The organism is Acetobacteroides hydrogenigenes (assembly GCF_004340205.1).
Lineage (GTDB): Bacteria > Bacteroidota > Bacteroidia > Bacteroidales > ZOR0009 > Acetobacteroides > Acetobacteroides hydrogenigenes.
Map to the genome: position 1 here is coordinate 207,550 of NZ_SLWB01000006.1, position 21,998 is coordinate 229,547.

Genomic DNA, 21,998 nt, shown 5'->3' on the forward strand with positions numbered 1-21,998 from the left:
AAACATTTATCCTAATATTGCGTTTATTTTAATTACAATTAACCATCTAATTTTATTCCAACAAGTTACAACCAACAATTAAGTTGACTACCTTTGTCGAAAACACAAAAAGCATGTTTTCTAACCCCGTTAAACGAGTTGCAGCAGTACACGACATGTCTGGTTTTGGGCGTGTATCATTAACGGTTATTATCCCAATACTTTCGTCGATGGGAATACAAGTTTGCCCATTGCCTACAGCCATACTTTCGACCCACAGCCAGTACGACGGATTCGAATTTGTAGACCTGACGGCAAATATGCAACCTATAATCGACCATTGGAAGCGGCTAAAACTTCGGTTTGATGCAGTATACAGCGGGTTTCTTGGTTCCGCAGCACAAATAAGCATCGTCGCAAAGTTTATCGACGACTTTAGAGACAACAACATGATGGTTGTGATAGATCCAGTTATGGGCGACAATGGGAAAAGATACACCTCCATTAGCCAAGAGATGGTTACAGAAATGCGCATGCTCGTAAAGAAGGCAGATATCATCACACCAAACCTTACAGAGGTTTTTCTGCTTCTAAACGAGCCATACCAGCCAAAGATAACAGAACAACAGGCGCGCAACTACCTACTTCGCCTTGCAGATATGGGACCTAAGATCGTAATGATTACCAGCATTCCCACTACTGATGAGCAGCATACCTCTGTAATTGCATACAATAGCGAAGACGGTCGCTTTTGGAAGGTATCGTGCAGCTACTTACCAGCAGCATTTCCTGGAACAGGTGATACGTTTGCAAGCGTCATTGTAGGATCTATACTTCAAGGAGATAGTCTTCCTATTGCTTTAGACAGAGCCGTAAGCTTTGCTTCCCTTGGAGTTCGAGCAACATTTGGTTATCCAGGAAAACCATTGGAAGGCATAATGCTCGAACGTATTCTTCCATCATTAAGCCAAGCCGTACAACCGACCAGCTACCAAATACTCGATTGGAAGAACCACTAATCGCATTTTTGGCAGTTTTCTGTATCGAATTCCACCTCTATGGTAACATGGTCAATGTCAAAATCGTCCATAAGTTTGCAAATGTTCTGTTTCAGACTAACTTGTTCGTCGTTGCTTAACCCATATCGAACAACAACGTGAATTGTAGCTACATGGTAGCTACCATCCATAGTCCAAAGATGGACATCGTGAACACCTACAACTTGAGGATCTTTCTTTATCTTTCTAAGAATTTCATTCTCATCAATACCATCTGGAGCCGATTGCATGAATATCTTAAAAATCGAGCGAAGGTTTTTGAACACGTTGAACAGAATAAACATTGTTATTCCTAACGACATAATTGGGTCTACAATAGTCCAGCCTGTAAGCTTAATGATAATACTTCCCAGAAGAACAGCCAACCAGCCCAAAACATCTTCCAAAAGATGAAGCAAAACAGCCTTCTTTGACACTGATGAGGTTTCTTTCTTTAATCGAACAACAGCAATTCCATTGAAAATCAGCCCCAAAATTGCCAACAATATCATCCCAGAAGAATTTAGTGGTTGAGGATCTAACAATCGTGGTACTGCCTGAAAAAGAACAACAGTAGAACCGACAAGAAGAATAAGCGTATTTATGAGTGCCGCCAATGGAGAGTAACGCTTATAGCCATAGGTATATTTTTTATCGCGCTGCTTACGGGATATTTTTTCAAAGTAAATGGCCGTACCAATTGCAGCCGCATCTCCTAAATCATGAATGGCATCGCTTAAAATTGCCGTAGAGTTAGTAAGTATCCCCCCTATAAATTCTATAATGGCAAAACCACCATTAAGGAAAAGGGCGATCTTTAATGCTCCATTTGGATGATGGGGGCTATGGGTCGAATGATCGTGCATTTTTTTCGGAAAGGTAGAAAACGCTCAAATTTTAACCGCACTCCAATGCTGATTTATATCAAATTTAGGAACAGCATTTGCGGTGTTTTGTTTTTCAATGCATAACACAAGAAGATATGTTTTACAACGCTTATACTGCATTAACCATGTTCGCTACAAATTGAGCAAACAGACTGCTGTCGTTCAAGCAAGGAACATAGGTAAAAGCGTCACCACCCGCATCCATAAATATTTTACGAGCCTCTACATTTATATCCTTGAGCGTTTCAAGGTTGTCCGCAACAAAAGCGGGGCTCATGACAAGTACTCTTTTAATCCCCATAGCAGGTAAGCTCCCTAATACATCGCCAGTTGAAGGACCAAGCCACCTATCCCCAATCGCTGACTGAAATGAGACATCATACCTATCTATCATACCTACCTTTTCGGCAACCAGCTTAGAAGTCTGCTCTACCTGATACTGATAGTTTACTCCAAAAGATTGATCGGACATTACCTTTTTAAGCGACTTTTCCTGCTGCCTAATAGGAATGCTGTGATATGAAAACAGCAATCTGTCGTACGAAGAAAGGTTAAGCGAAGCAAATTGGCCAACCAAAGAATCGATATACTGAGGATGATTGTAAAAAGGTTCTACAACCCTAATTGTGATTGACGAAGATAGTTGTTGCAACATCGCTTCAGCATGTACAGCTACAGTTTCGTAGGAAGACATTGCATAATGAGGAAACAATGGAACCACAACCACTTCCGAAAGATCCGAAACTCTTGCATTTAACCTTGTAAATGCATTTTTGACGGTTTCGCGACCATACCTCATTGCAACCTCAACGGCTATACCTGTTAAAGCCTCAACCTTTTGAGCCAACTTAACTGAGTTTACCAATAAGGGAGCACCATCATTAGTCCAAATGGTGCTGTACGACTTCGCAGACTTATACTTCCGAAATGGGACAATAACTCCACGCACTAGCAAAAATCGAGGGATGAACGGAATATCAATTACCCGTTCATCCATTAAAAACTCAGAAAGGTAAGAACCGACATCCCTAATCGAAGGAGAGGCAGGACTACCTGTATTTATTAGAATTACACCCTTCATCGGTTAGAGAAAACTGTAGAGCAAGGCTATTTCTTGAGCCCATAACTCTTCATTAGGGGTTTCTAGTATCAATGGGATTCCATCGAATCGAGGATCCTTGGCAATAAACCTAAAAGCATCTGTAGAGAGAAACCCTACTCCAATATTTTCATGTCTATCGACCTTGCTGCCCAGCGCTTTCTTAGTATCATTAAGATGCATTCCCTTTAAGTAGCCAAATCCTACAATGGCATCAAAATCCATAAATGTCTTATCAAATGCGTCTTGAGTTGCCAAATCGTACCCCGCAGAAAAAGCATGGCAAGTGTCGATGCATACGCCAACGCGACTTTTATCCTCGACATGATCGATGATGTACCGAAGATGTTCAAACTTAAATCCAAGATTTGTACCCTGCCCTGCTGTATTTTCTATAACTGCAGTAACACCAGAGGTCTTTTCTAGGGCTAGATTTATCGATTCTGCAATTTTACGCAGGCAAGTCTCTTCATCAACTTTACCCAGATGGCTTCCCGGATGAAAGTTAAGCCTATCGAGTCCTAACTGCTCACAGCGCATCATTTCATCTAAAAATGCCTCACGCGACTTAGCCAACCCCTCATCCTCGGGATGCCCAAGGTTAATAAGATAGCTATCATGAGGAAGAATCTGCGAAGGAGAAAAACCGTACTTCTCGCAGTTAGCCCTGAATGCACTAATTGAGGCTGATGATAGGGGCGCAGATTTCCACTGCCGCTGGTTTTTAGTAAAAAGAGCAAATGCCTTTGCTCCTATTCTATGTGCATTGATAGGGGCATTCTCTACCCCACCCGATGCGCTAACATGTGCTCCAAAATATTTCATCAAAATAAATTTACGTCTACGACCTGATGGAATGCCCATTATACACGTTTTATTCATTTGTACTTACGTACAAAACATGGATATTCCAGTGTAACTATTCCCCGAATTTAATATTAAAGTTAAAAATGGGGGATAAAAAAACAGAACTTTCCGACAAATTCACCTTACATACTATCTTTGATTGTCTAAAAAAAGAATATGAAATTTTTTATAGCGATAGGAGCCTACTATTCGGCACTACTTTTTCTCTCCTCTTGCAATACCTCCGGCAACAGCACTATAAGCAATGCTGGCGACACCATTATCTACAAGTACAAGGCTGCTCATTACTTGCAAAATAACGACAAGATAAAAGATACTTCGCTGCTATTTCGAGCAAGCATCTATTATCCCGAGTTTGATGAAAAGCAGAATAAAAATTTAGCGGATAGCCTTTACGCACATATACAATACTCTGCTTTTAAGGGATGTAAGACTGCTGAGGAAGCCACTAAAGCATTTGTAGATGAGTGTATCAAGCAAACAAAGGAAGAGTTTGGCTTGTCAATGCTCGGATGGGAAAGCATCGATAGCGTAACTGTAGTATCCAACACTCCAAATACTATTTCGTTACGAAGAATGCACTACTCTTATACCGGTGGAGCACACGGCAATCCATCCGAAACATACACCTCTTTTAAATCAAGCAATGGGAAACGCCTTAAACTAGACGACATCATTCAAACAGGTAAAATACTTGAATTTAAAGCAATCAATATTGCACATCTCAAGAAGAGCAGAAACATTAAGGAACAATCGACACTCGAAGACGTAGGCCTATTTGTTTCGGAAGACGACCTTCCGTTACCCTCCTCGTTTGCGCTTACCCGCCAAGGGCTGCTCTTGGCATACGACTACTACGAGATAGCAAGCTACGCTGATGGGGTCATTTCGTACACAATTCCTTTTAGCATGCTCAAGGGGGTTCTGAAGTCAGAATACATCATTACAGAATAAAAGAAACGAGGTCTTGACGACCTCGTTTCTTTTATTTTAAAGCTTAAATACCACTCGATGCCTAGCGTTGAGCCTAAAAACATCGCTACGCAAATCTAGATCTACACCAAGCTCTACAAAACGCTCATCGGCAAGGTCAACATCTACAGCAATACGGGGAGGCTCTGGCTCTGCTATCCAACGCCCATATGAGTTATATACGTAAACATCCCTATAATTATCCCAGTACATATTGTATCGGGGAAAGTAAACCCATCGACGCTCAAAATTACGACGAGGATGCCACTTCGGATGGTAAAACTTTTTCCCCCGAGGATGGTGCACCTCTTGAACTTCGACAACACGACAATGTCCATGTCCCTTCTTGTAGAATTTATCCTCACGGTGTGGATTTTTAGACTCCTTCCAGTGTTTTTTCTCCTTATGGTTCTTTTCGTGGCCATCAGCAAAAGCTGCTGATGAAAAGAGCACTCCTACAACCGATAGTGCAAAAAATAAAACTCTTAACTTATTCATAGTATTCCCTTTTTAGAATAATTATGCAGATTTTATGCCAGAGCACTACTATTCCATTTTTAGAAGGCATAACCCAACGAGAAGCTTGAGTAAAGCCTATTCATTTCTGGAGAGTATGAAAAAGAAAGATGTATGGGCCATTTAGAGATAAAGTAACCAACTGAGGCACCAACACCCCACATGTGTTGAGATTTAAGATCAAAAGTTAGCGTCTTATTCTCAACAAAATCGTAAACTCCATAGTTTACCTTCCCCTGTAAATAGAGGTTGTTAAATATATTTGCCTGTACCCCCCAATGGATCGATGCTAAAGAGCTTGTTATTATCTGGGCATCCTTCAATCCGGCAAAATTCATATGGTTTTGGAATAGAGATTGATCTCCACCTAGAAAATACTCGCTGAAGTAAAGGCCACTAAAGTTAAATTGGGCTCCCAACTGAGCTTCCCAGAACATCGACACCTTCGAACTAATCGGCGTATAAAGCGTTGCTTCGTAGGATAACTTGTAGTATGGTCTACTTTTCATGGTTAATAAAATAGAATCATAAGTAGTCATACTTTTTGAAAGATGCTTATATATATCGCGACCAAAAACGTAGCCCAACTCAAGCTTCGAGATTAAGCCTTTTGTGGGGAAATAGCGCCGATCGAGTGTATTTGTATACTGATTTATATGCCCATAAAAATGGCTTTCACCTCCACGATACCGAATATCGGCAGCAATATCCGGAGAATAGTTCATGTAGTTAAACGCAACGCCGCCACCAACGCTGGCCGTATTTGTCATATACCAAGTGTACGACAGATCAAACTTATTATACGAGGTATTATAAACGTAAAGCCTTTTTGTTCCACTGTACAAAGGCAAGTCGATATTGGTTAAACGCAGCTCAGCCTGCACCTGATTCTTATTTTTCTGGCCAAACAAAAGCCTACTTTGAAAAAGCCCATCGAAGCTGTCCCCGATGGATATCTTAGCCATTGTTCGGCTATTCGTATTACGGAAATTACGAATAGTATAGTTCATGTTGACAGCAGTACCTAAGAAACTATTGTAAAACAGCCCCACCTTTATCCATGTAGAGCTGTACTCTTCCGCTACAATTCGAATTTTGGCATGATTAGCTACACTTGTTGGATGCAACTCGTAGTATATGTACTTGTAGTCGAGCGAGGCGTAGGCCCGCTTCAAAGCATCCGAGAGTTTATGGGCCGAGTAGGACTTTCCTACTTTCAGCGCCATATTATCGAGAAGCTGCTTACGGGTTGTTTGACCGATCCCAACCACCTCTATCTCGTCCAAAACGACGGACGGTTCGGGTCTGAGTCTAGTGTAAGGATCGTAATCTATATGCTGTATACTATTCAGCGAATCGGCGAGATGCTTAAACTTAGGGTACATCATCTCCCCCACCTCGTTGCCAAGTCTGAGAATCTCCTTATAGTCGCTAAAGCTAGCGGCATTGTAGTCGCCTATTGGCGGCATTATCAGAAGATCGCACATACTCTTCTGCTTAACCTCATCTTCAGCATCAACATAGCTGGTTATTTGATCCATCACATTAAGCGCCGACTTAAATTGATCGCGCTTTAGCAACCCAGAGTAAAGGCTAACTCCGATAACATAGTCGGCCCCCATCTTTTTTGCCTGGCTAACCGGAAAGTTCTGTACCAAGCCCCCGTCTACCAAAACTCTATCCTGATAGGCAATAGGGGTAAACACCGAAGGTATTGCCATGCTGCTCCTAATAGCCTGAACTATTTCACCCGTACTAAGCACAACAGGCTTCCCAGTTTCAAGGTCGGTAGCGATACACTCGAATGGAATATCCAACTTATGAAAGTTCTTAATCCGATAAACCGGATATAGCACCTTAAGGAATTCGATCCATACACCTTCAGGATCCATCAATCCCGAGTTTAATGCAGGCTTAAAGCCCTTGATTGGAACTTCAAGGAGATAGCTTCCAAATTCATCCTTTTCTCGCAAAGCGACATCGCTATACTGAGGATTATTCGTAAAAAGCGTATTCCAGTCTATTTCGTTAGCAATCTTCTCGATCGCCTTACCAGAATAACCAGCAGCATACAACGAACCGACAACAGCGCCCATGCTGGTACCTGTAATATAGTCGACTTTCAAACCAGCACTATCGATTGCCTTCAGAATACCGATATGCGCCAACCCCTTAGCACCACCTCCCGAAAGGGTTAACCCTATTTTTGGCCGCTGTGCATACGATAATGGAATGATATGAAATACAGCAATTGCTATAATGCTGCAACAAATAAGAGCTGAGCGCTTCACCATAAATAGCGTTTTGGCGTAAAATGTTACGATTAGTAGAGTTATCATTTACCGAGCATTTACAAATATACGTATCAACATTCAGATCTAGCCTAGACTATTATACCTATTATATACGGTAAGCGCAAAAAAGTGACACTAATCAAAGGGGAAAGTAGTGAATTCAACATATACAGGCTGCTGCTACCCTTTCAATAATTCACACCATGTAAACAACCGCAATAATCAAACAGCAAAACAGACATACAGAAGAGCACATAACCAGCATTAATACAGTGCTATAAAAAATCATTACCAAAAATATGTTTTACAAACTATTAACAGATGGTCGAGGGCAATTGGCAAACGACCAGTTTGACTCATTGCATTTTTTCCTATATTTGCCCGTCACAGCAAAAATTACCCTTGAATATATGACAAAAAAAGGTTTAAAGATTGTTGTTCTCGCAAAGCAAGTACCCGATACCCGCAACGTGGGCAAGGATGCCATGAAGGCCGACGGCACCGTAAACCGTGCAGCGCTTCCTGCGATCTTCAATCCAGAGGATTTAAATGCCTTAGAGCAGGCTCTTAGACTAAAAGACAGATATCCTGGCACAACTGTAACCATTCTTACAATGGGTCCTGGTCGTGCTGCAGATATTATTCGCGAAGGCATGTACCGTGGTGCAGACTGCGGAGTACTGCTTACCGACCGTAAGTTTGCGGGATCGGACACGCTAGCAACCTCTTACGCGCTTTCGCAAGCCGTTAAGAAAATTCAACCTGATCTTGTTATAGCTGGTCGTCAGGCTATCGATGGCGATACCGCACAGGTAGGCCCTCAAGTTGCCGAGAAGCTAGGCTGGCCTCAGGTAACCTATGCCGAAAGCATCCTATCGTTCGAAAACGAGGAGATGACCATCAAGCGTCGCCTTGAGCACGGCATCGAGGTTGTTGCAGGAAAACTTCCTATGGTTATTACCGTTACCGCATCGGCACCTGAAGCTCGCCCACGTAACGCTAAGCACCTGATGAAGTTTAAGCATGCCCGTACCGTTACCGAACTCCAAGAGCAAACATCGGACTACTACATGGAGCTGCAAAGCCGCGAATACCTTCGCATTCCAGAGTGGGGTGTTGCTGATGTTGATGCCGATGTAGAGCAGCTGGGTCTTTCGGGATCGCCTACCAAGGTTAAGAAAATCGACAACGTGGTGTTTGCCGCTAAGGAGGCTAAGCGCCTATCATCGGAAGATACAGATATCGAATGGTTGATTAAGGAGCTTATGGCTAATCACACCATCGGTTAATCCTAATAATTTTCTAAACTTAAAAAGACTTTTACCGTGAACAACATTTTTGTTTACTGCGAAATAGAAAATGGTAAGGTTGCCGATGTGAGCCTTGAACTGCTTACCAAAGGCCGTAACCTTGCCGACCAGCTAGGCTGCCAGCTAGAGGCACTAGCCATCGGTCATAACCTTAAAGGTATTGAGGCAGAACTCGGGCAGTACGGTGCCGACGTGGTACACGTTGCCGACGATGCTCGCCTTGCTCCATACCGCACCCTTCCTCACACCACCCTTATTAAGGCCGTGTTCGAGGTAGAGAAGCCACAGATTGCGCTCTTTGGTGCATCATCTGTTGGTCGCGACTTGGGTCCCCGCGTTTCATCGCTTCTTCATAGCGGTTTGACTGCCGATTGTACCTCGCTTGAGATCGGTTCGCACACCGAAAATAAAACCGGAAAGGTTTACGATAAGCTTCTATACCAAATCCGCCCAGCATTTGGTGGTAACATCATCGCTACCATCATTAACCCCGACCACCGCCCACAGATGGCAACCGTTCGCGAGGGTGTAATGAAGAAGGAGGTTATTGCCAACGCTAAGCCTGCACAGGTAAAGACGATTGACGTTAACAAGTTCCTTACCGATGCCGACGAGGCTATCCGTATTATCGAGCGCGAGATAGAAGAGCGCAAGATCGACATTAAGGGTGCCCCAATCATCGTAGCCGGTGGTTACGGTGTGGGATCGAAGGAAAACTTCGCCCTACTACACGAGCTTGCTCAGGTTCTTGGTGGCGAGGTTGGCGCATCGCGCGCTGCCGTTGACGCTGGCTTTGCCGAGCATGCCCGCCAGATTGGTCAAACCGGCGTTACCGTTCGTCCTAAGCTATACATCGCTTGCGGTATCTCAGGGCAAATCCAGCACACCGCAGGTATGGAGCAATCGGCTATGATCATCTCGATCAACAACGACCCTGCTGCCCCTATCAACCAAATTGCCGACTACGCAATTACCGGTGATGTATCTGAAATCATCCCTAAATTGATTAAGTACTACAAGAAGAACTCGAAGTAGTGCGTAAGTAGGACGATTTAAAACCAAGAACAATGGCAAATTTTTACTCAGATAACGAAGATTTGAAATTCCACCTAGGGCACCCACTGATGAAGAAGATCGTGGAGCTCAAGGAAAGGGGATTTGTAGATAAGGAAACCTACGACTACGCACCTATCGACTTTGAGGATGCTCTTGATAGCTACGATAAGACGCTGGAGATTGTAGGTGATATTTGCGGTAACATCCTTGACCCTAACGCCGAGTCGGTTGATGCCGAAGGTCCAGAGGTAATTAACGACCGCGTTAAGTACGCTCGTGGCACCCAAGAAAACCACGATGCGCTAACCCAAGCAGGTCTTTACGGTATGTCGCTTCCACGCGAGTACGGCGGATTGAACTTCGCTATGGTTCCATACGTGGTTGCTGCCGAGCTGGTATCGCGTGCCGATGCTGGTTTTGCCAACATCTGGGGATTGCAGGACTGTGCTGAAACTATCCACGAATTCGGATCAAAAGAAATAAAGGACGAGTTCCTTCCACGTATCCACCAAGGCCAAACTGCTGCTATGGACCTTACCGAGCCTGATGCAGGATCGGACCTACAGGCTGTACAGCTAAAGGCAACTTGGGATGAGAAGAAGGGCACTTGGTTGTTGAACGGCGTAAAGCGCTTTATCACCAACGGTGATGCTGAGATCTCGCTAGTTCTTGCCCGCTCGGAAGATGGCACCAACGACGCTCGTGGTCTGTCGCTTTTCGTGTACGACAAGAAGGACAACGCCATGAAGGTTCGCCGTATCGAGCATAAGCTGGGTATCATTGGCTCGCCAACCTGCGAGCTGGTATTCACCAACGCACCTGCAGTACTAGTTGGCGACCGCAAGATGGGCCTTATCAAGTACGTAATGTCGTTGATGAACGGTGCGCGTCTTGGTGTAGGTGCTCAATCGGTAGGTCTATCGGAGGCTGCATACCGCGAGGCTGTTAAGTACGCCAACGAGCGTATGCAGTTTGGCAAGGCCATCATCCAGTTCCCAGCCGTATACGAGCTGCTTACCAACATGAAGGCTAAGCTTCAGGCATCGCGTGCGCTGCTTTACGAAACATCTCGTTTTGTTGATGTGTACAAGGCATACTACCACATCAGCCAAGACCGTAAGCTCGAGAAGAACGAGCGCGAAGAGCAAAAGGAGTTCAACAAGCTAGCAGACTGCTACACTCCACTACTTAAGCTATTCGCTTCGGAGTACAGCAACCAAATTGCGTACGACTCGCTACAAATCCACGGTGGATCGGGCTTCATGAAGGATTACCCAATCGAGCGCATCATCCGCGACGCACGTATCACCACCATCTACGAAGGAACCTCGCAGCTACAGGTTGTTGCCGCCATTAAGGGCGTAACCACCGGCGTATTCCTACAGCAGATGAAGGCTTACGCGGCTACCCCAGTTCATACCGACATGGAGTACATGAAAAAGACTCTTGCCGACATGACCGAGGAGTACGTGAAGGCATACGAGCTGGTGCATGCCGTTGGCGACAACGAATACCTAGACTTCCACGCTCGCCGCTTGGTAGAGATGGCTGGCCACATCATCATGGGCTACCTGCTCCTACTCGACGCTCAGCGCGACGCCCGCTTCACCAACTCGGCTGATGTTTACATCAAGCTTGGTGCAGCATGGAACAAGGATCGCTATAACTACATTGCCAAAAGCCATATTGACGATCTTGGCATCTACAAGATGGTTCAGGAAGAGGTTATCAAGCAAGCATAATTGCATAATACGCTATAGAAAGCCCCGAGAGATCGGGGCTTTTTTCGTTTATAACCCTTTCGAAGCTCGTGCTTATTCTCCATAAAATGCATACCAACCACCTCCAGCATGGGGATAACCTATTTGGAATAGGTTGTTAAGCTGTTCCAGATAGGTTAGTAACCTGTTCCGAGCAGGTTATAAGCTGCTCCGAATAGGTTAATAACCTGTTCCGAATAGGTTATAAGCTGTTCCAAATAGGTTACTAACCTGTTCTGAATAGGTTATAAGCTGCCCCGAATAGGTTACTAACCTGTTCCAAGCAGGTTATAAGCTGCTCGAAGGTGGTTATTAACTAGTTTAAAGGAGGTATCATCCATTCCAGCCCACCTTTTACCCCAATTTGCAGCAATAGTTAGCCAACTTTTCTATCTTTGCTTTTATCGATAACCATTCAATACACCCATGAAGATAGTTATAGTTGGTTCGGGGGCTGTTGCCATAAACCTAGCATACGGATTTGCCACTACCACCAACTTTCAGGTTGACATTGCTGCCCGTAATCCTCAAAAGGCAAAGGATATTGCCGATGGGCTCGACCTAAAGGTTTACATCTCGTCCATCGAGAAATGCGATACCAATGCCGATTTGTACATCATCGCCGTTTCCGACCGTGCCATCGAGGAGGTTTACCAGCAGCTTATCCAGCATGTAGATCAAGATTCCTGCATCGTGCACACATCCGGAACAACCTCTATTGAGGTCTTTGGATCGGAAGCCCGCTCCGTAGGAGTGCTCTACCCTCTTCAAACCTTTACGCGCAACCGCATCATCGACCTGCGCGATGTGCCCTTCTACCTCGAGGCCAAGGACGAGCACCTTAAGCGCGTTCTTGTAATGGTGGTTGAAGAGCTGGAAGCCAAATGGGACTGGCTGGAGTCGGACAAGCGTAAGGCCATCCACGTTGCGGCCGTGTTTGCCTGCAACTTTACCAACTACATGCTGGCCTGCGCCAACCAGGTGCTGCACGAGGAGGGGTTAAATATCTCCGTTCTGCAGCCGCTCATCGAGGAGACCATCTCCAAGGCGCTCGAATCGGAGAACCCTATTGCCGTGCAAACCGGTCCGGCCCGCAGGAACGACAGCCGAACTATCTACATGCACGAGGCCTACCTCAAGAACACCCCCGAGCTGAAGGAACTCTACTCCATCATATCCGAAAAGATAATGAAGAAGTTCGAGTAGACTAAGCTTCTTACGAGAATACATAGGTAGAGCTGTTGCATGCAACGGCTCTTTTATTTTGCGTTCGTTCGAATATTTGAAATGAATCTTAAAAGGCTAGCATAAGGTAAAATCAGTGCGACTCCCCTCCTTTTTAAGGAGGGGTCGGCGTAGCCGGGGGTGGTTGTCGTCAAAAAAAATATGACAGAGACATTCCTATTTGGACTTGAACCACCCCGCCCTTCGGGCACCCCTCCTTAAAAAGGAGGGGAATAAGCCTTGTGCATCCTTTACCCATAATATCAAACTGACATTATTAAAACCTAACAGGTTTTGAAAACCTGTCAGGTTTACTTCATAGGTTTCCTTCCTTTTGCCGCACTTTGAAACAGTTTTTATGCAAAAAGCCGTTGAGGGTAAGCATCTATTCCCTATTTTTACGACTTAATTGTAACGAGAAAAATTTATCACATGAATATCTCCTATAGCTGGTTGAAGGACTACCTGAAAACCGACCTTACACCCGAACAGATTTCTGAGATACTAACGTCGATTGGCCTAGAGGTGGACTCTCTCGAAAAGGAAGAGGCCATTAAGGGCGGATTGGAAGGCGTTGTTGTGGGCTACGTTGTAGAATGCGAGCGCCACCCCGATGCCGATAAGCTAAGCGTTACAAAAGTTGATGTTGGCGGTCCCGAGCTGCTACAAATCGTTTGCGGTGCGCCAAACGTTGCTGCCGGACAAAAGGTTCCTGTTGCTACTGTAGGTACTACCCTCTACTCGGGCGACGATGAGTTCAAGATCAAGAAGTCGAAGATACGTGGGCTAGAATCATTCGGTATGATTTGCGCTGAAGATGAGCTGGGCCTTGGCCACTCGCACGACGGCATCATGGTGCTTGATCCTGAAACACCAGTAGGAACACCTGCAAAGGAGTACTTCAAGCTAGAAGACGAGTACGTATTCGAAATAGGGCTTACCCCCAACCGTGTTGATGCGGCATCGCACTACGGCATTGCCCGCGATGTGGCGGCCTACCTTAAGGTAAACAACATACCTGTATCGCTCGAGAAGCCATCGGTGGATGAGTTTAAGGTAGATAATACCGCTAACGTTATCCCTGTAGAGGTTATAAACCCAGAGGCTTGCCCACGCTATGCAGGCATCACCGTATCGAACGTAAAGGTTGGCCCATCGCCCGAATGGCTGCAGAAGAAGCTGCGCGCCATCGGCATCAACCCAAAGAATAATGTGGTAGATATTACCAACTTCATCCTACATGAGCTGGGTCAGCCGCTACACGCGTTTGATGCTGCCAAGATTGCAGGAGGTAAGATTGTGGTGCGCACCGCCCCAGAGGGAACGCCATTCACCACCCTCGATGGCGTAGAGCGCAAGCTTAACGAGGCCGACCTAATGATCTGCAACGCCAACGAGCCAATGTGCATCGCAGGTGTTTTTGGCGGATTGGACTCGGGCGTTACCGAGGAAACCACCAGCATCTTCATCGAGAGCGCTTACTTCAACCCCGTATCGGTGCGCAAGACTGCCCGCCGTCACGGACTGAATACCGATTCGTCGTTCCGCTTCGAGCGTGGAATTGACCCACACCAAACCATCTACGCGCTTAAGCGTGCCGCCCTTCTGGTGAAGGAGCTGGCAGGTGGCGAAATCTCATCCGAAGTAATCGACATCTACCCTACGCCTATCGAGAATTTCAGCGTAGAGGTATCGCTAGATAAGATGCGCAAGCTAATCGGTAAGGAGATCGAAACCGAGACTATCATGAATATACTCGGTGCGCTAGATATAGCCATCGTTGAAGATAAGGGCGACGTACTGCTACTAAGCGTTCCTGCCTACCGTGTGGACGTTCAGCGCGAGGCCGACGTTGTGGAAGAGGTGCTCCGCATCTACGGATACAACAACATCGAGATGCCGCTACAGGTACGCTCGACGCTATCGTTCGAGCCACGTCCCGAAAAGGATAAGATCGTTAACACCGCATCGGATCTGCTTTCGAGCAACGGTTTCAACGAAATCATGTCGAACTCGCTTACCAAGGCGGCCTACTACCAAGGGCTAACCGCCTACCCAGAAGAGAAGTCGGTTCGCATCATCAACCCGCTTAGCGGCGACCTTAGCGTAATGCGCCAAACCCTATTCTTCAACGGAATGGAGGCCATTGGCCTTAACACCAGCCACCGTAACGCCGACCTGAAGCTGTACGAGTTTGGTAACGTGTACGCCTACAACGCCGAAAAGGCAACCGAGGAGAACCACCTCCGCGCCTACAACGAGAATTACCACGTTGCGCTGTTCGTAACCGGAAACAGCAACACCGAAAGCTGGAACACCAAGATAGTTCCAAGCGACTACTTTACGCTCCGCGCATCGGTTGAGCAGCTGCTATCGCGCTTCGGCATCAGCCTGTTCGACCTAAAGGTGGAGGAGAACAGCCTCGACTTTATCAGCGATGGCGTAACCTACCTGCTAAACGGCAAGAAGTTCATCGAAATGGGCGCAGTTGCCAAGAAGTTCCGCAACATGTTCGACGTGAAGAACGAGGTGTTCTTTGCCGAGATCCGCTTCGACCTACTGATTAACTTCGTTCGCAAGAGCAAAACTACCTTCAAGGAAATATCTAAGTTCCAAGAGGTACGCCGCGACCTAGCCCTGCTGCTCGACAAGAAGGTAACCTTCGCACAGCTACGCGAGACTGCCCTTCAAACCGAGAAGAAGCTGCTTAAGAAGGTTGGCCTCTTCGACGTATACGAGGGCAAGAACCTCCCTGAAGGCAAGAAGTCGTACGCGCTTAGCTTCATCCTACAGGACGAGACCAAGACGCTTACCGACCAGCAGATCGACCGTATCATGGACAACCTGGTGAAGGCGTTTGAGCGCAGCTACGGGGCTCAGCTACGATAGTCTTTTGTAAAGAAGTTAAACGGAAGTTATACCGAAGGTAAACGGAAGAATTTAGAAGTCCAGCCTTTTCTTTAGCCTTGAGGCTTTGAGATAACGAAACTCCACGAGACCTAACAGGATTTATCCCCCTGTTAGGTCTTTTTCGTTTGCGACTAGGCCTCATCACCCCTAAAGCAGGGGTCGCGAGGCCTAACCTAGGGGTCGTACCCCCTCATCGAGGCCTCGTGACCCCTACTTTAGGGCTAATTACCCCTCGCCGAGGCCATGCGAGGCCTGCAAAAGGGGTCGCGACCCCTAGGGTAAGGGTTGCAACCCCTACAGCTAGGGGGCGTGACCCCTAAGTTAGGCCTCGCGAGCCCTCCCATAGGCTCCAATACCCCTATTCTTGGCAGGGGAAAGCCCAACACAGGCCATATACAGGGTTATCGGCAGCGAAGAGGCTCCATTCTCCCTATCAGCATACGGATGCGAAGCAGGAAGAGCAGCGAGCAAATACCCAAACCGATGGGAAAGCCAAACCAAATGCCGACCTCGCCAAATCCGAAGCGGAATGCAGCAAGGTAACTCGTTGGAATGGCAATCAGATAGTACGATATAACGGTGAGCATGCTAGGAATCTTGGCGTCGGCTAGCCCCCGGAGGATACCCGAGAAGACGATCTGTGTCGCATCGAACACCTGAAACACGACGAATACAATGATAAGCTTAGAAGCAACATGCGCTACCTCGTCGCTAGATGTAAAGAGGTAGGGAATTTGCCTATGAAAGATTAGGAAGATAGCGCTTACCACCATAACCATAGCCGTTACGATTTGCGACGAGGATACGGATGCCCGCTTGATGAGCGAGGGCATCTCCAGCGCCGATAGCTGGCTGATGCGGATAGTGGTGCTGAACCCGATGGCCTGGTAGAGCATGAACCCTAGTCCCGATAGGCTGATTACGATTTGGTGGGCCGCCAAGCCAACCTCTCCCAACCAGCCCATCATTATACCGGCAAAGATGAAGGCCGATGCCTCGGAGAAGACGTGAATCCCCATTGGAACGCCCAGCCACACCAGCTCGCGGACGACTGCAATCCGGAGCCTCAGCAGCTTCGAAAGCTGCAACGCATGACGAATAATTGGCTTCCTAAATACCAGCACCAGCATGGCTGTCGCCATAAATATTCGGGACAGCAGCGTAGAAATACCCGCCCCTTCGACGCCCAATGCAGGTAAGCCCAGCTTGCCAAAAATGAGCGCGTAGTTGCTGCCAATATGCAGAATATTGCCGACAATGGTAACAAGCATAGCCGACTTGGTATCCGCCATCCCTTCGCACAGCTGCTTCCCCATCAGGAATAGCATCGTAGGAAACATGGAAAGGGCAATATAGATAAAGTACGACTGCGCAATCCCAAGAATCGAACCGGGCTGATGCATAAGCGGCATCATAAGGTATAGCCCACCACATACAGCAACGAGCAGTAGTCCCACTAGCGCGTTGGAGAGGAGCCCGTGGCGAAAGTACGATCCTATTGCTGTCATATCGTTTGCACCATAAGCCTTGCCTACAAGAGGAGTGAGGGATAAGGCAAATCCCATCCCAAAGAAAAGGGGAAGTGAAACCAGCATGTTGGCAAAGGCAGCAGCAGCCAGTTCAGTGGTTCCCAAGCGGCCTACCATCATATTATCGGCAAGGCCAACGGTAATCTGCCCAAGTTGAGAAATCATAACAGGAAGGCTCAGGCGCATCGTATCGCGGTAGTGAAGCCTGTGCAAGCGCCAAAAACGTTTCATTTCGAAAAGCATTTAAGATGATTGTACGAAAGCGATACCTTTCCCCCGTCAAGCAAACCTAGGCTGCGCTTGTCATTGCCGGGCGGCAATGGGCTTCAAGGTGGGAAGCTACAGCCTACGATAGATAAATGTGCTTGGCGAGTCGCCGAAAACGGGGCAAAGGTAGCACCTACAGCTAAGCGATCAAAGCTAAGAAAGGGTAATGCACAGAAGTCAGGAGGGTCTACTCGTTTCAGTAAGGTATAATGATATACGACATACTCATCACGAAAATCGAAAATACTTTGTTTGTGTGGTTGAATACAATTGGAGATTATCTCGTGATACTTGATACGTGAGTCGTGATACCATAAGTGCTAACCGTATTTAACGCACTACAGCAACTGCCATTTAAGCTCCATTCTGCTATCTTTACGCTAAATTTCAGAAAGGGTGAGTGCCATTTTGCTAAATAGAATTGCTGAAGGAGAAGGGCTGCATCTCGACTTTAAGTATGCCGTTACCGACTCGAAGAAGATAGCCCGCTCGCTGGCCGCCTTTGCCAACACCTCGGGCGGCTCGCTGCTGCTCGGCGTTAAGGATAACGGCAGGATTGCAGGGGTAAACTCCGACGAGGAGTACTACATGATCGAAACCGCCGCCCAGCTCTACTGCAAGCCCGAAGTTCCGTTTAGCGTTATCCGCTGGGATGTGGGTGGAAAGGTGGTGCTCGAAATCCTCATCGAGGAGAGCCGAAAGAAGCCCCACACCGCCCCCGATAAGGATATGAAGCCCACCACCTACATCCGCGTAGCCGACGAGAACATGAAGGTAGGCCGGCTGCACTCGCTCTACTTAAAACAATCGTGCGGAAAGCTGCGCCCCGTAAACCTCGGGGATCGACATCAAAAGGTGATAGATTTCCTTACCGAGAATGGACCATCGTCGTTCACCCGCATCTGGAAGAAGCTGCTCCTATCAACAAAAGAGGCCGAGCGCATTGTGCTCGACCTGCTCGCTATCGATACGCTTACCATAAAATCGACTCACGATGGATCGCTGATTTCTATCAACAGCGATGAGGGCCAGTAACGCTCACTAATCCTCCATCTTTTTCATCCGAACAACCCTTACAATGGAAAAGTAGGTTAGCCCCAAGTAAAATGCTACGAGGGTGACAAAATGGATAACCGAGGCTTGCAGCGTACGCTCGAATCCGTAGTAATCAAACACTACCCTGCTATAAACTAAGGCTAGGATAAAAGTTGCAGCAATAATTGCTACTCGTATATAAATAACATTATCCGTTTTTGGTACTAAATGGGTATGACAGCGTTCGCATACGTATCGCTTTCCATCAGAAATACGAAGGGCGTAGCTAAAAGGCAGTTTCGCGCCACACACTGGGCATGAGAATTTTTTATTTCCAGACATTTCTTCAGTATTTGCTTTGCAAAGCAGCAAAACGCCACTCGTCTTTTTGTTAATTTTGACTATCAGACTTCAAATTATTTCTCCTTCGCTGAATCACTAAGAAATCCAGCCCATATGTAATTGCCGATATAGCGAGAAGGAAAATCCAAGCAATGCTATTCTCCTTGCTAAAGCTCATATCGGTAAATACGATCAAGTAAAGAAGGGCAAGAATACTAATCCCTACTAAGATCTTTCGAACGTGCTTCATTGTAGGCTACATTAATGCACCGCAAAGTAAGCAAAAACTACTAAATATACCTTTGAAATAGAGAATGCTAAAAAAAGCCAAAAGAATAAAACGAGAAGTTCAACACTCCGTATTTTAGATAACTTGGGATGAATTATAATCTCAGAGTGTCATAACTAATAGTAGAGAGCATGCAACAACAAAAAAAGGAAATTATTCTTCTCAACATTTCGGGCGAAGACAAAGCAGGATTAACGGCCTCTCTAACCCAAATTCTCAGCCTATACAACGTTCAGATTCTAGACATAGGACAGGCAACCATCCACGACGATCTTGCGCTAGGCATTCTATTCGAAGTACCGCAGGAATCCGAGTCATCGCCTATCCTTAAGGATTTACTTTTTAAGAGCTATGAGATGGGCGTCAACGTGAAGTTTACCCCCATTTCTGAGGAGCGCTACAACGGTTGGGTAAACCATCAAGGGAAAGACCGTTATATCCTTACACTTTTGGCCCGAAAACTCACTGCTGAACATCTAGCCCAAACGACCAGCATTATTGCCGAGCAGGGGCTCAATATCGACCTCATAACTCGTCTAACGGGCCGTACACCGCTAGATGGCGACGTCAACAAATCGAAGGCCGTAGTAGAACTATCCGTTCGTGGTACTCCTAAGGATATTGATAAAATGAAAAGCGATTTTGTAAAGATATCTGGCGATACAGGGGTGGATATTGCTTTTCAGGTCGACAATATTTTCCGACGCAACCGCCGTCTGGTATGCTTCGATATGGACTCGACCCTTATCCAAACCGAAGTGATCGACGAATTGGCCGAACGCGCCGGCGTAGGCAATGAGGTTAGAGCCATTACTGAAGATGCAATGCAGGGTAAACTCGATTTTAAGGAAAGTTTTATTAAGAGAGTTTCTCTTTTAAAAGGCTTGGACGAAAGCGTGATGAAAGAGATCGCAGAAAACCTGCCTCTGACCGAAGGAGCAGAAAGGCTAATGAAAACGTTGAACCGCTACGGCTACCGAACGGCCATTCTCTCTGGAGGGTTTACCTATTTCGGCAACTACCTTAAGGGTAAACTGGGCGTAGACTATGTTTTTGCCAACGATCTGGAAATAAAAGATGGAAAACTTACAGGAAGGCATCTTGGCGAGATTGTTGATGGACAAAAGAAAGCTGAACTCCTAAAGCTATTAGCCTTTAAGGAGGACCTTCACCTCGATCAGGTTATTGCAGTAGGCGATGGATCAAACGATCTGCCGATGCTTCAGTTAGCAGGCTTGGGAATAGCCTTCCATGCCAAACCAAAGGTAAAGGAGAAAGCCAGACATGCCATTTCCACCATAGGACTCGACGGCATCCTTTACCTACTCGGCTTTAGGGATAGAGAGATGATGGTAGATTAAAGCAATAAAAAAGGAGTGGTAAAAACACTCCTTTTAATTTTACGATAAAATTAGGGCAGATTCAGCTTGTGAATATGCTCGTTCAGAAAAACTTTTAAGCAAGTCAAGAACTTTTCTCAATGCTCTATCAGCATTTATCTTGAATTCTAAAGCGACATTGGCATCTCCATACTCTTCTAAAAGTTGATGAACCATCTGAACATCATGCCACTCCCCTATAGCTTCTTGTACGCTTTGAAGGTAGTCTATATTCACCCCTAATTTCTTTACCCTTTGCTTTGGTAAGACTTCACTTACATACATCAATGTCTTTACCTTCTTTCGACAATCGTGCAGATGTTTTTCACTTATTGCTTCACTTGCAGCAATACTGCCTATATATTCTATTGATGTTTTATAGAAAAGTTCAACACGCCGCCATTGAAACTCTTTTATGCATTTTTCTGCATACAGGCACGCAGTTGATATACTTTTTAGACGAAATTTTTTGCTCCGTTCTAATCTTCCCATTGCACCTTTCTGTACTTGCTTTTGTTGTTCCAATAAACTCGGACAATCAATCTGATATCTCTCGGCAAGTTCCAATGTAACATGTGCATTTCGAATAGCACCACCTATCGAAAAAAGTTTTTGAACTCGTCGAATGCATCTTGGAGTACGATTATCAAGCGATAGTTCAAACAGAGCCCTTATTCGCTTTATTTGAATACGCATTTTATGCAATTCTTCAGGATTACCACCCTTCAAAAATGCCTTATAATGCTTAAGCATCGATCCCCAAGCATTATGCAAATACTCGCGCTGATGACTTCGACTTAGCATTTATATCAAGATTCACGGACAGATTACGCGAAAAGACAAAGCCCCCTTTTCTATGCCCAATTTATGAAAAATAAAAGGACCATTGTACAGGTACAAAAAAAGAGGGTCTGCCTTATTCAGACAAACCCTCTTTTTTTGTGGAGGATAACGGATTCGAACCGTTGACCCCCTGCGTGCAAGGCAGGTGCTCTAGCCAGCTGAGCTAATCCCCCCAGTGGTAGTCTCGCGCGGATTTGAACCGCGGACCCCTACATTATCAGTGTAGTGCTCTAACCAACTGAGCTACGAGACTATATAGTCAATTAGTTTTCTTTTAAAAGTTCCGAAGCACTTGGCTTCGGAACCTGTAGGTTTGGCGGCCACCTACTCTCCCGCTTGGTGTAGCAGTACCATCGGCGCTGGCGGGCTTAACGGCCCTGTTCGGAATGGGAAGGGGTGGAGC

The 21,998-nt window shown here is 46.0% G+C and carries 17 protein-coding genes, 2 tRNA genes and 1 rRNA gene; 9 read left to right on the plus strand and 11 right to left on the minus strand.

The window, feature by feature from the left end:
• Nucleotides 1-113: 113 nt before the first annotated feature.
• Nucleotides 114-998: a pyridoxamine kinase gene (locus CLV25_RS08220; RefSeq protein ID WP_131839162.1), complete on the plus strand. Its 885-nt coding sequence runs from the start codon at nucleotides 114-116 to the stop codon at nucleotides 996-998.
• Here the strand turns inward: CLV25_RS08220 and CLV25_RS08225 are convergent.
• From CLV25_RS08225 to nfo, 3 genes are all read right to left on the minus strand, one after another.
• A complete protein-coding gene (locus CLV25_RS08225) occupies nucleotides 995-1,882 on the minus strand; it encodes a cation diffusion facilitator family transporter (protein WP_131839163.1) in 888 nt (295 codons plus the stop codon). The two genes, CLV25_RS08220 and CLV25_RS08225, sit on opposite strands and share 4 nt — an antisense overlap.
• Nucleotides 1,883-2,012: 130 nt before the next feature.
• Nucleotides 2,013-2,984, minus strand: a complete 972-nt coding sequence (gene hemH, locus CLV25_RS08230; RefSeq protein ID WP_131839164.1) for a ferrochelatase — start codon at nucleotides 2,982-2,984, stop codon at nucleotides 2,013-2,015.
• Between the two features lie 3 nt (nucleotides 2,985-2,987).
• On the minus strand, nucleotides 2,988-3,827 hold the full coding sequence (gene nfo / locus CLV25_RS08235; RefSeq protein ID WP_131839165.1) for a deoxyribonuclease IV: 840 nt from the start codon (nucleotides 3,825-3,827) through the stop codon (nucleotides 2,988-2,990).
• Between the two features lie 198 nt (nucleotides 3,828-4,025).
• Here nfo and CLV25_RS08240 point away from each other — a divergent pair, with 198 nt between their 5' ends.
• Entirely contained in the window at nucleotides 4,026-4,823 is a 798-nt protein-coding gene (locus tag CLV25_RS08240) for a DUF3298 and DUF4163 domain-containing protein (RefSeq protein ID WP_131839166.1), read from the plus strand.
• 36 nt (nucleotides 4,824-4,859) lie between these two features.
• On the opposite strand, the gene CLV25_RS08245 is transcribed toward CLV25_RS08240, so the two are convergent.
• The gene (locus CLV25_RS08245; RefSeq protein WP_131839167.1) at nucleotides 4,860-5,339 is read right to left on the minus strand and encodes a hypothetical protein; all 480 of its coding nucleotides are present in this window, start codon (nucleotides 5,337-5,339) and stop codon (nucleotides 4,860-4,862) included.
• 59 nt (nucleotides 5,340-5,398) lie between these two features.
• A complete protein-coding gene (locus CLV25_RS08250) occupies nucleotides 5,399-7,696 on the minus strand; it encodes a patatin-like phospholipase family protein (RefSeq protein ID WP_131839168.1) in 2,298 nt (765 codons plus the stop codon).
• Nucleotides 7,697-8,061: 365 nt separating this feature from the next.
• Here CLV25_RS08250 and CLV25_RS08255 point away from each other — a divergent pair, with 365 nt between their 5' ends.
• The 5 genes from CLV25_RS08255 (at nucleotide 8,062) to pheT (ending at nucleotide 15,890) form a co-directional block, all read left to right on the plus strand.
• Entirely contained in the window at nucleotides 8,062-8,940 is an 879-nt protein-coding gene (locus CLV25_RS08255; RefSeq protein ID WP_131839169.1) for an electron transfer flavoprotein subunit beta/FixA family protein, read from the plus strand.
• A gap of 36 nt (nucleotides 8,941-8,976) precedes the next feature.
• Nucleotides 8,977-9,996, plus strand: coding sequence for an electron transfer flavoprotein subunit alpha/FixB family protein (locus CLV25_RS08260; RefSeq protein WP_131839170.1), 1,020 nt, complete (start codon nucleotides 8,977-8,979; stop codon nucleotides 9,994-9,996).
• 32 nt (nucleotides 9,997-10,028) lie between these two features.
• Nucleotides 10,029-11,759: an acyl-CoA dehydrogenase family protein gene (locus CLV25_RS08265; protein WP_131839171.1), complete on the plus strand. Its 1,731-nt coding sequence runs from the start codon at nucleotides 10,029-10,031 to the stop codon at nucleotides 11,757-11,759.
• Between the two features lie 444 nt (nucleotides 11,760-12,203).
• Nucleotides 12,204-12,983, plus strand: coding sequence for a Rossmann-like and DUF2520 domain-containing protein (locus tag CLV25_RS08270; RefSeq protein WP_131839172.1), 780 nt, complete (start codon nucleotides 12,204-12,206; stop codon nucleotides 12,981-12,983).
• A 450-nt stretch (nucleotides 12,984-13,433) separates the two neighbouring features.
• Entirely contained in the window at nucleotides 13,434-15,890 is a 2,457-nt protein-coding gene (gene pheT / locus CLV25_RS08275; protein ID WP_131839173.1) for a phenylalanine--tRNA ligase subunit beta, read from the plus strand.
• 422 nt (nucleotides 15,891-16,312) lie between these two features.
• Here pheT and CLV25_RS08280 read toward each other — a convergent pair whose 3' ends face one another.
• Nucleotides 16,313-17,671: an MATE family efflux transporter gene (locus CLV25_RS08280; RefSeq protein WP_165877035.1), complete on the minus strand. Its 1,359-nt coding sequence runs from the start codon at nucleotides 17,669-17,671 to the stop codon at nucleotides 16,313-16,315.
• Between the two features lie 432 nt (nucleotides 17,672-18,103).
• Here CLV25_RS08280 and CLV25_RS08285 point away from each other — a divergent pair, with 432 nt between their 5' ends.
• On the plus strand, nucleotides 18,104-18,742 hold the full coding sequence (locus CLV25_RS08285; protein ID WP_131839175.1) for an AlbA family DNA-binding domain-containing protein: 639 nt from the start codon (nucleotides 18,104-18,106) through the stop codon (nucleotides 18,740-18,742).
• 6 nt (nucleotides 18,743-18,748) lie between these two features.
• Here the strand turns inward: CLV25_RS08285 and CLV25_RS08290 are convergent, their stop codons facing one another.
• A complete protein-coding gene (locus CLV25_RS08290; RefSeq protein WP_131839176.1) occupies nucleotides 18,749-19,084 on the minus strand; it encodes a TFIIB-type zinc finger domain-containing protein in 336 nt (111 codons plus the stop codon).
• A 420-nt stretch (nucleotides 19,085-19,504) separates the two neighbouring features.
• On the opposite strand from CLV25_RS08290, the gene serB reads away from it, so the two are divergent.
• A complete protein-coding gene (serB, locus tag CLV25_RS08295; RefSeq protein WP_131839177.1) occupies nucleotides 19,505-20,734 on the plus strand; it encodes a phosphoserine phosphatase SerB in 1,230 nt (409 codons plus the stop codon).
• A 39-nt stretch (nucleotides 20,735-20,773) separates the two neighbouring features.
• On the opposite strand, the gene CLV25_RS08300 is transcribed toward serB, so the two are convergent.
• The 4 genes from CLV25_RS08300 to rrf form a co-directional block, all read right to left on the minus strand.
• A complete protein-coding gene (locus CLV25_RS08300; protein ID WP_131839178.1) occupies nucleotides 20,774-21,556 on the minus strand; it encodes a CHAD domain-containing protein in 783 nt (260 codons plus the stop codon).
• Nucleotides 21,557-21,694: 138 nt separating this feature from the next.
• A tRNA-Ala gene (locus CLV25_RS08305) sits at nucleotides 21,695-21,768 on the minus strand.
• 3 nt (nucleotides 21,769-21,771) lie between these two features.
• Nucleotides 21,772-21,848: transfer RNA gene (locus tag CLV25_RS08310), tRNA-Ile, on the minus strand.
• Between the two features lie 58 nt (nucleotides 21,849-21,906).
• Nucleotides 21,907-21,998, minus strand: a 5S ribosomal RNA gene (gene rrf / locus CLV25_RS08315); the annotation flags it as partial.

Bases quoted from the DNA above. Each gene is read 5' to 3' on its own strand.
- CLV25_RS08250 (WP_131839168.1), bottom strand. From the start codon at position 7,696: ATGATAACTCTACTAATCGTAACATTTTACGCCAAAACGCTATTTATG.
- serB (WP_131839177.1), top strand. From the start codon at position 19,505: ATGCAACAACAAAAAAAGGAAATTATTCTTCTCAACATTTCGGGCGAA.
- CLV25_RS08240 (WP_131839166.1), top strand. From the start codon at position 4,026: ATGAAATTTTTTATAGCGATAGGAGCCTACTATTCGGCACTACTTTTT.
- CLV25_RS08245 (WP_131839167.1), bottom strand. From the start codon at position 5,339: ATGAATAAGTTAAGAGTTTTATTTTTTGCACTATCGGTTGTAGGAGTG.
- CLV25_RS08290 (WP_131839176.1), bottom strand. From the start codon at position 19,084: ATGTCTGGAAATAAAAAATTCTCATGCCCAGTGTGTGGCGCGAAACTG.
- CLV25_RS08270 (WP_131839172.1), top strand. From the start codon at position 12,204: ATGAAGATAGTTATAGTTGGTTCGGGGGCTGTTGCCATAAACCTAGCA.
- CLV25_RS08225 (WP_131839163.1), bottom strand. From the start codon at position 1,882: ATGCACGATCATTCGACCCATAGCCCCCATCATCCAAATGGAGCATTA.
- CLV25_RS08220 (WP_131839162.1), top strand. From the start codon at position 114: ATGTTTTCTAACCCCGTTAAACGAGTTGCAGCAGTACACGACATGTCT.
- pheT (WP_131839173.1), top strand. From the start codon at position 13,434: ATGAATATCTCCTATAGCTGGTTGAAGGACTACCTGAAAACCGACCTT.
- CLV25_RS08280 (WP_165877035.1), bottom strand. From the start codon at position 17,671: ATGAAACGTTTTTGGCGCTTGCACAGGCTTCACTACCGCGATACGATG.
- CLV25_RS08265 (WP_131839171.1), top strand. From the start codon at position 10,029: ATGGCAAATTTTTACTCAGATAACGAAGATTTGAAATTCCACCTAGGG.
- hemH (WP_131839164.1), bottom strand. From the start codon at position 2,984: ATGAAGGGTGTAATTCTAATAAATACAGGTAGTCCTGCCTCTCCTTCG.
- CLV25_RS08300 (WP_131839178.1), bottom strand. From the start codon at position 21,556: ATGCTAAGTCGAAGTCATCAGCGCGAGTATTTGCATAATGCTTGGGGA.
- CLV25_RS08255 (WP_131839169.1), top strand. From the start codon at position 8,062: ATGACAAAAAAAGGTTTAAAGATTGTTGTTCTCGCAAAGCAAGTACCC.
- nfo (WP_131839165.1), bottom strand. From the start codon at position 3,827: ATGAAATATTTTGGAGCACATGTTAGCGCATCGGGTGGGGTAGAGAAT.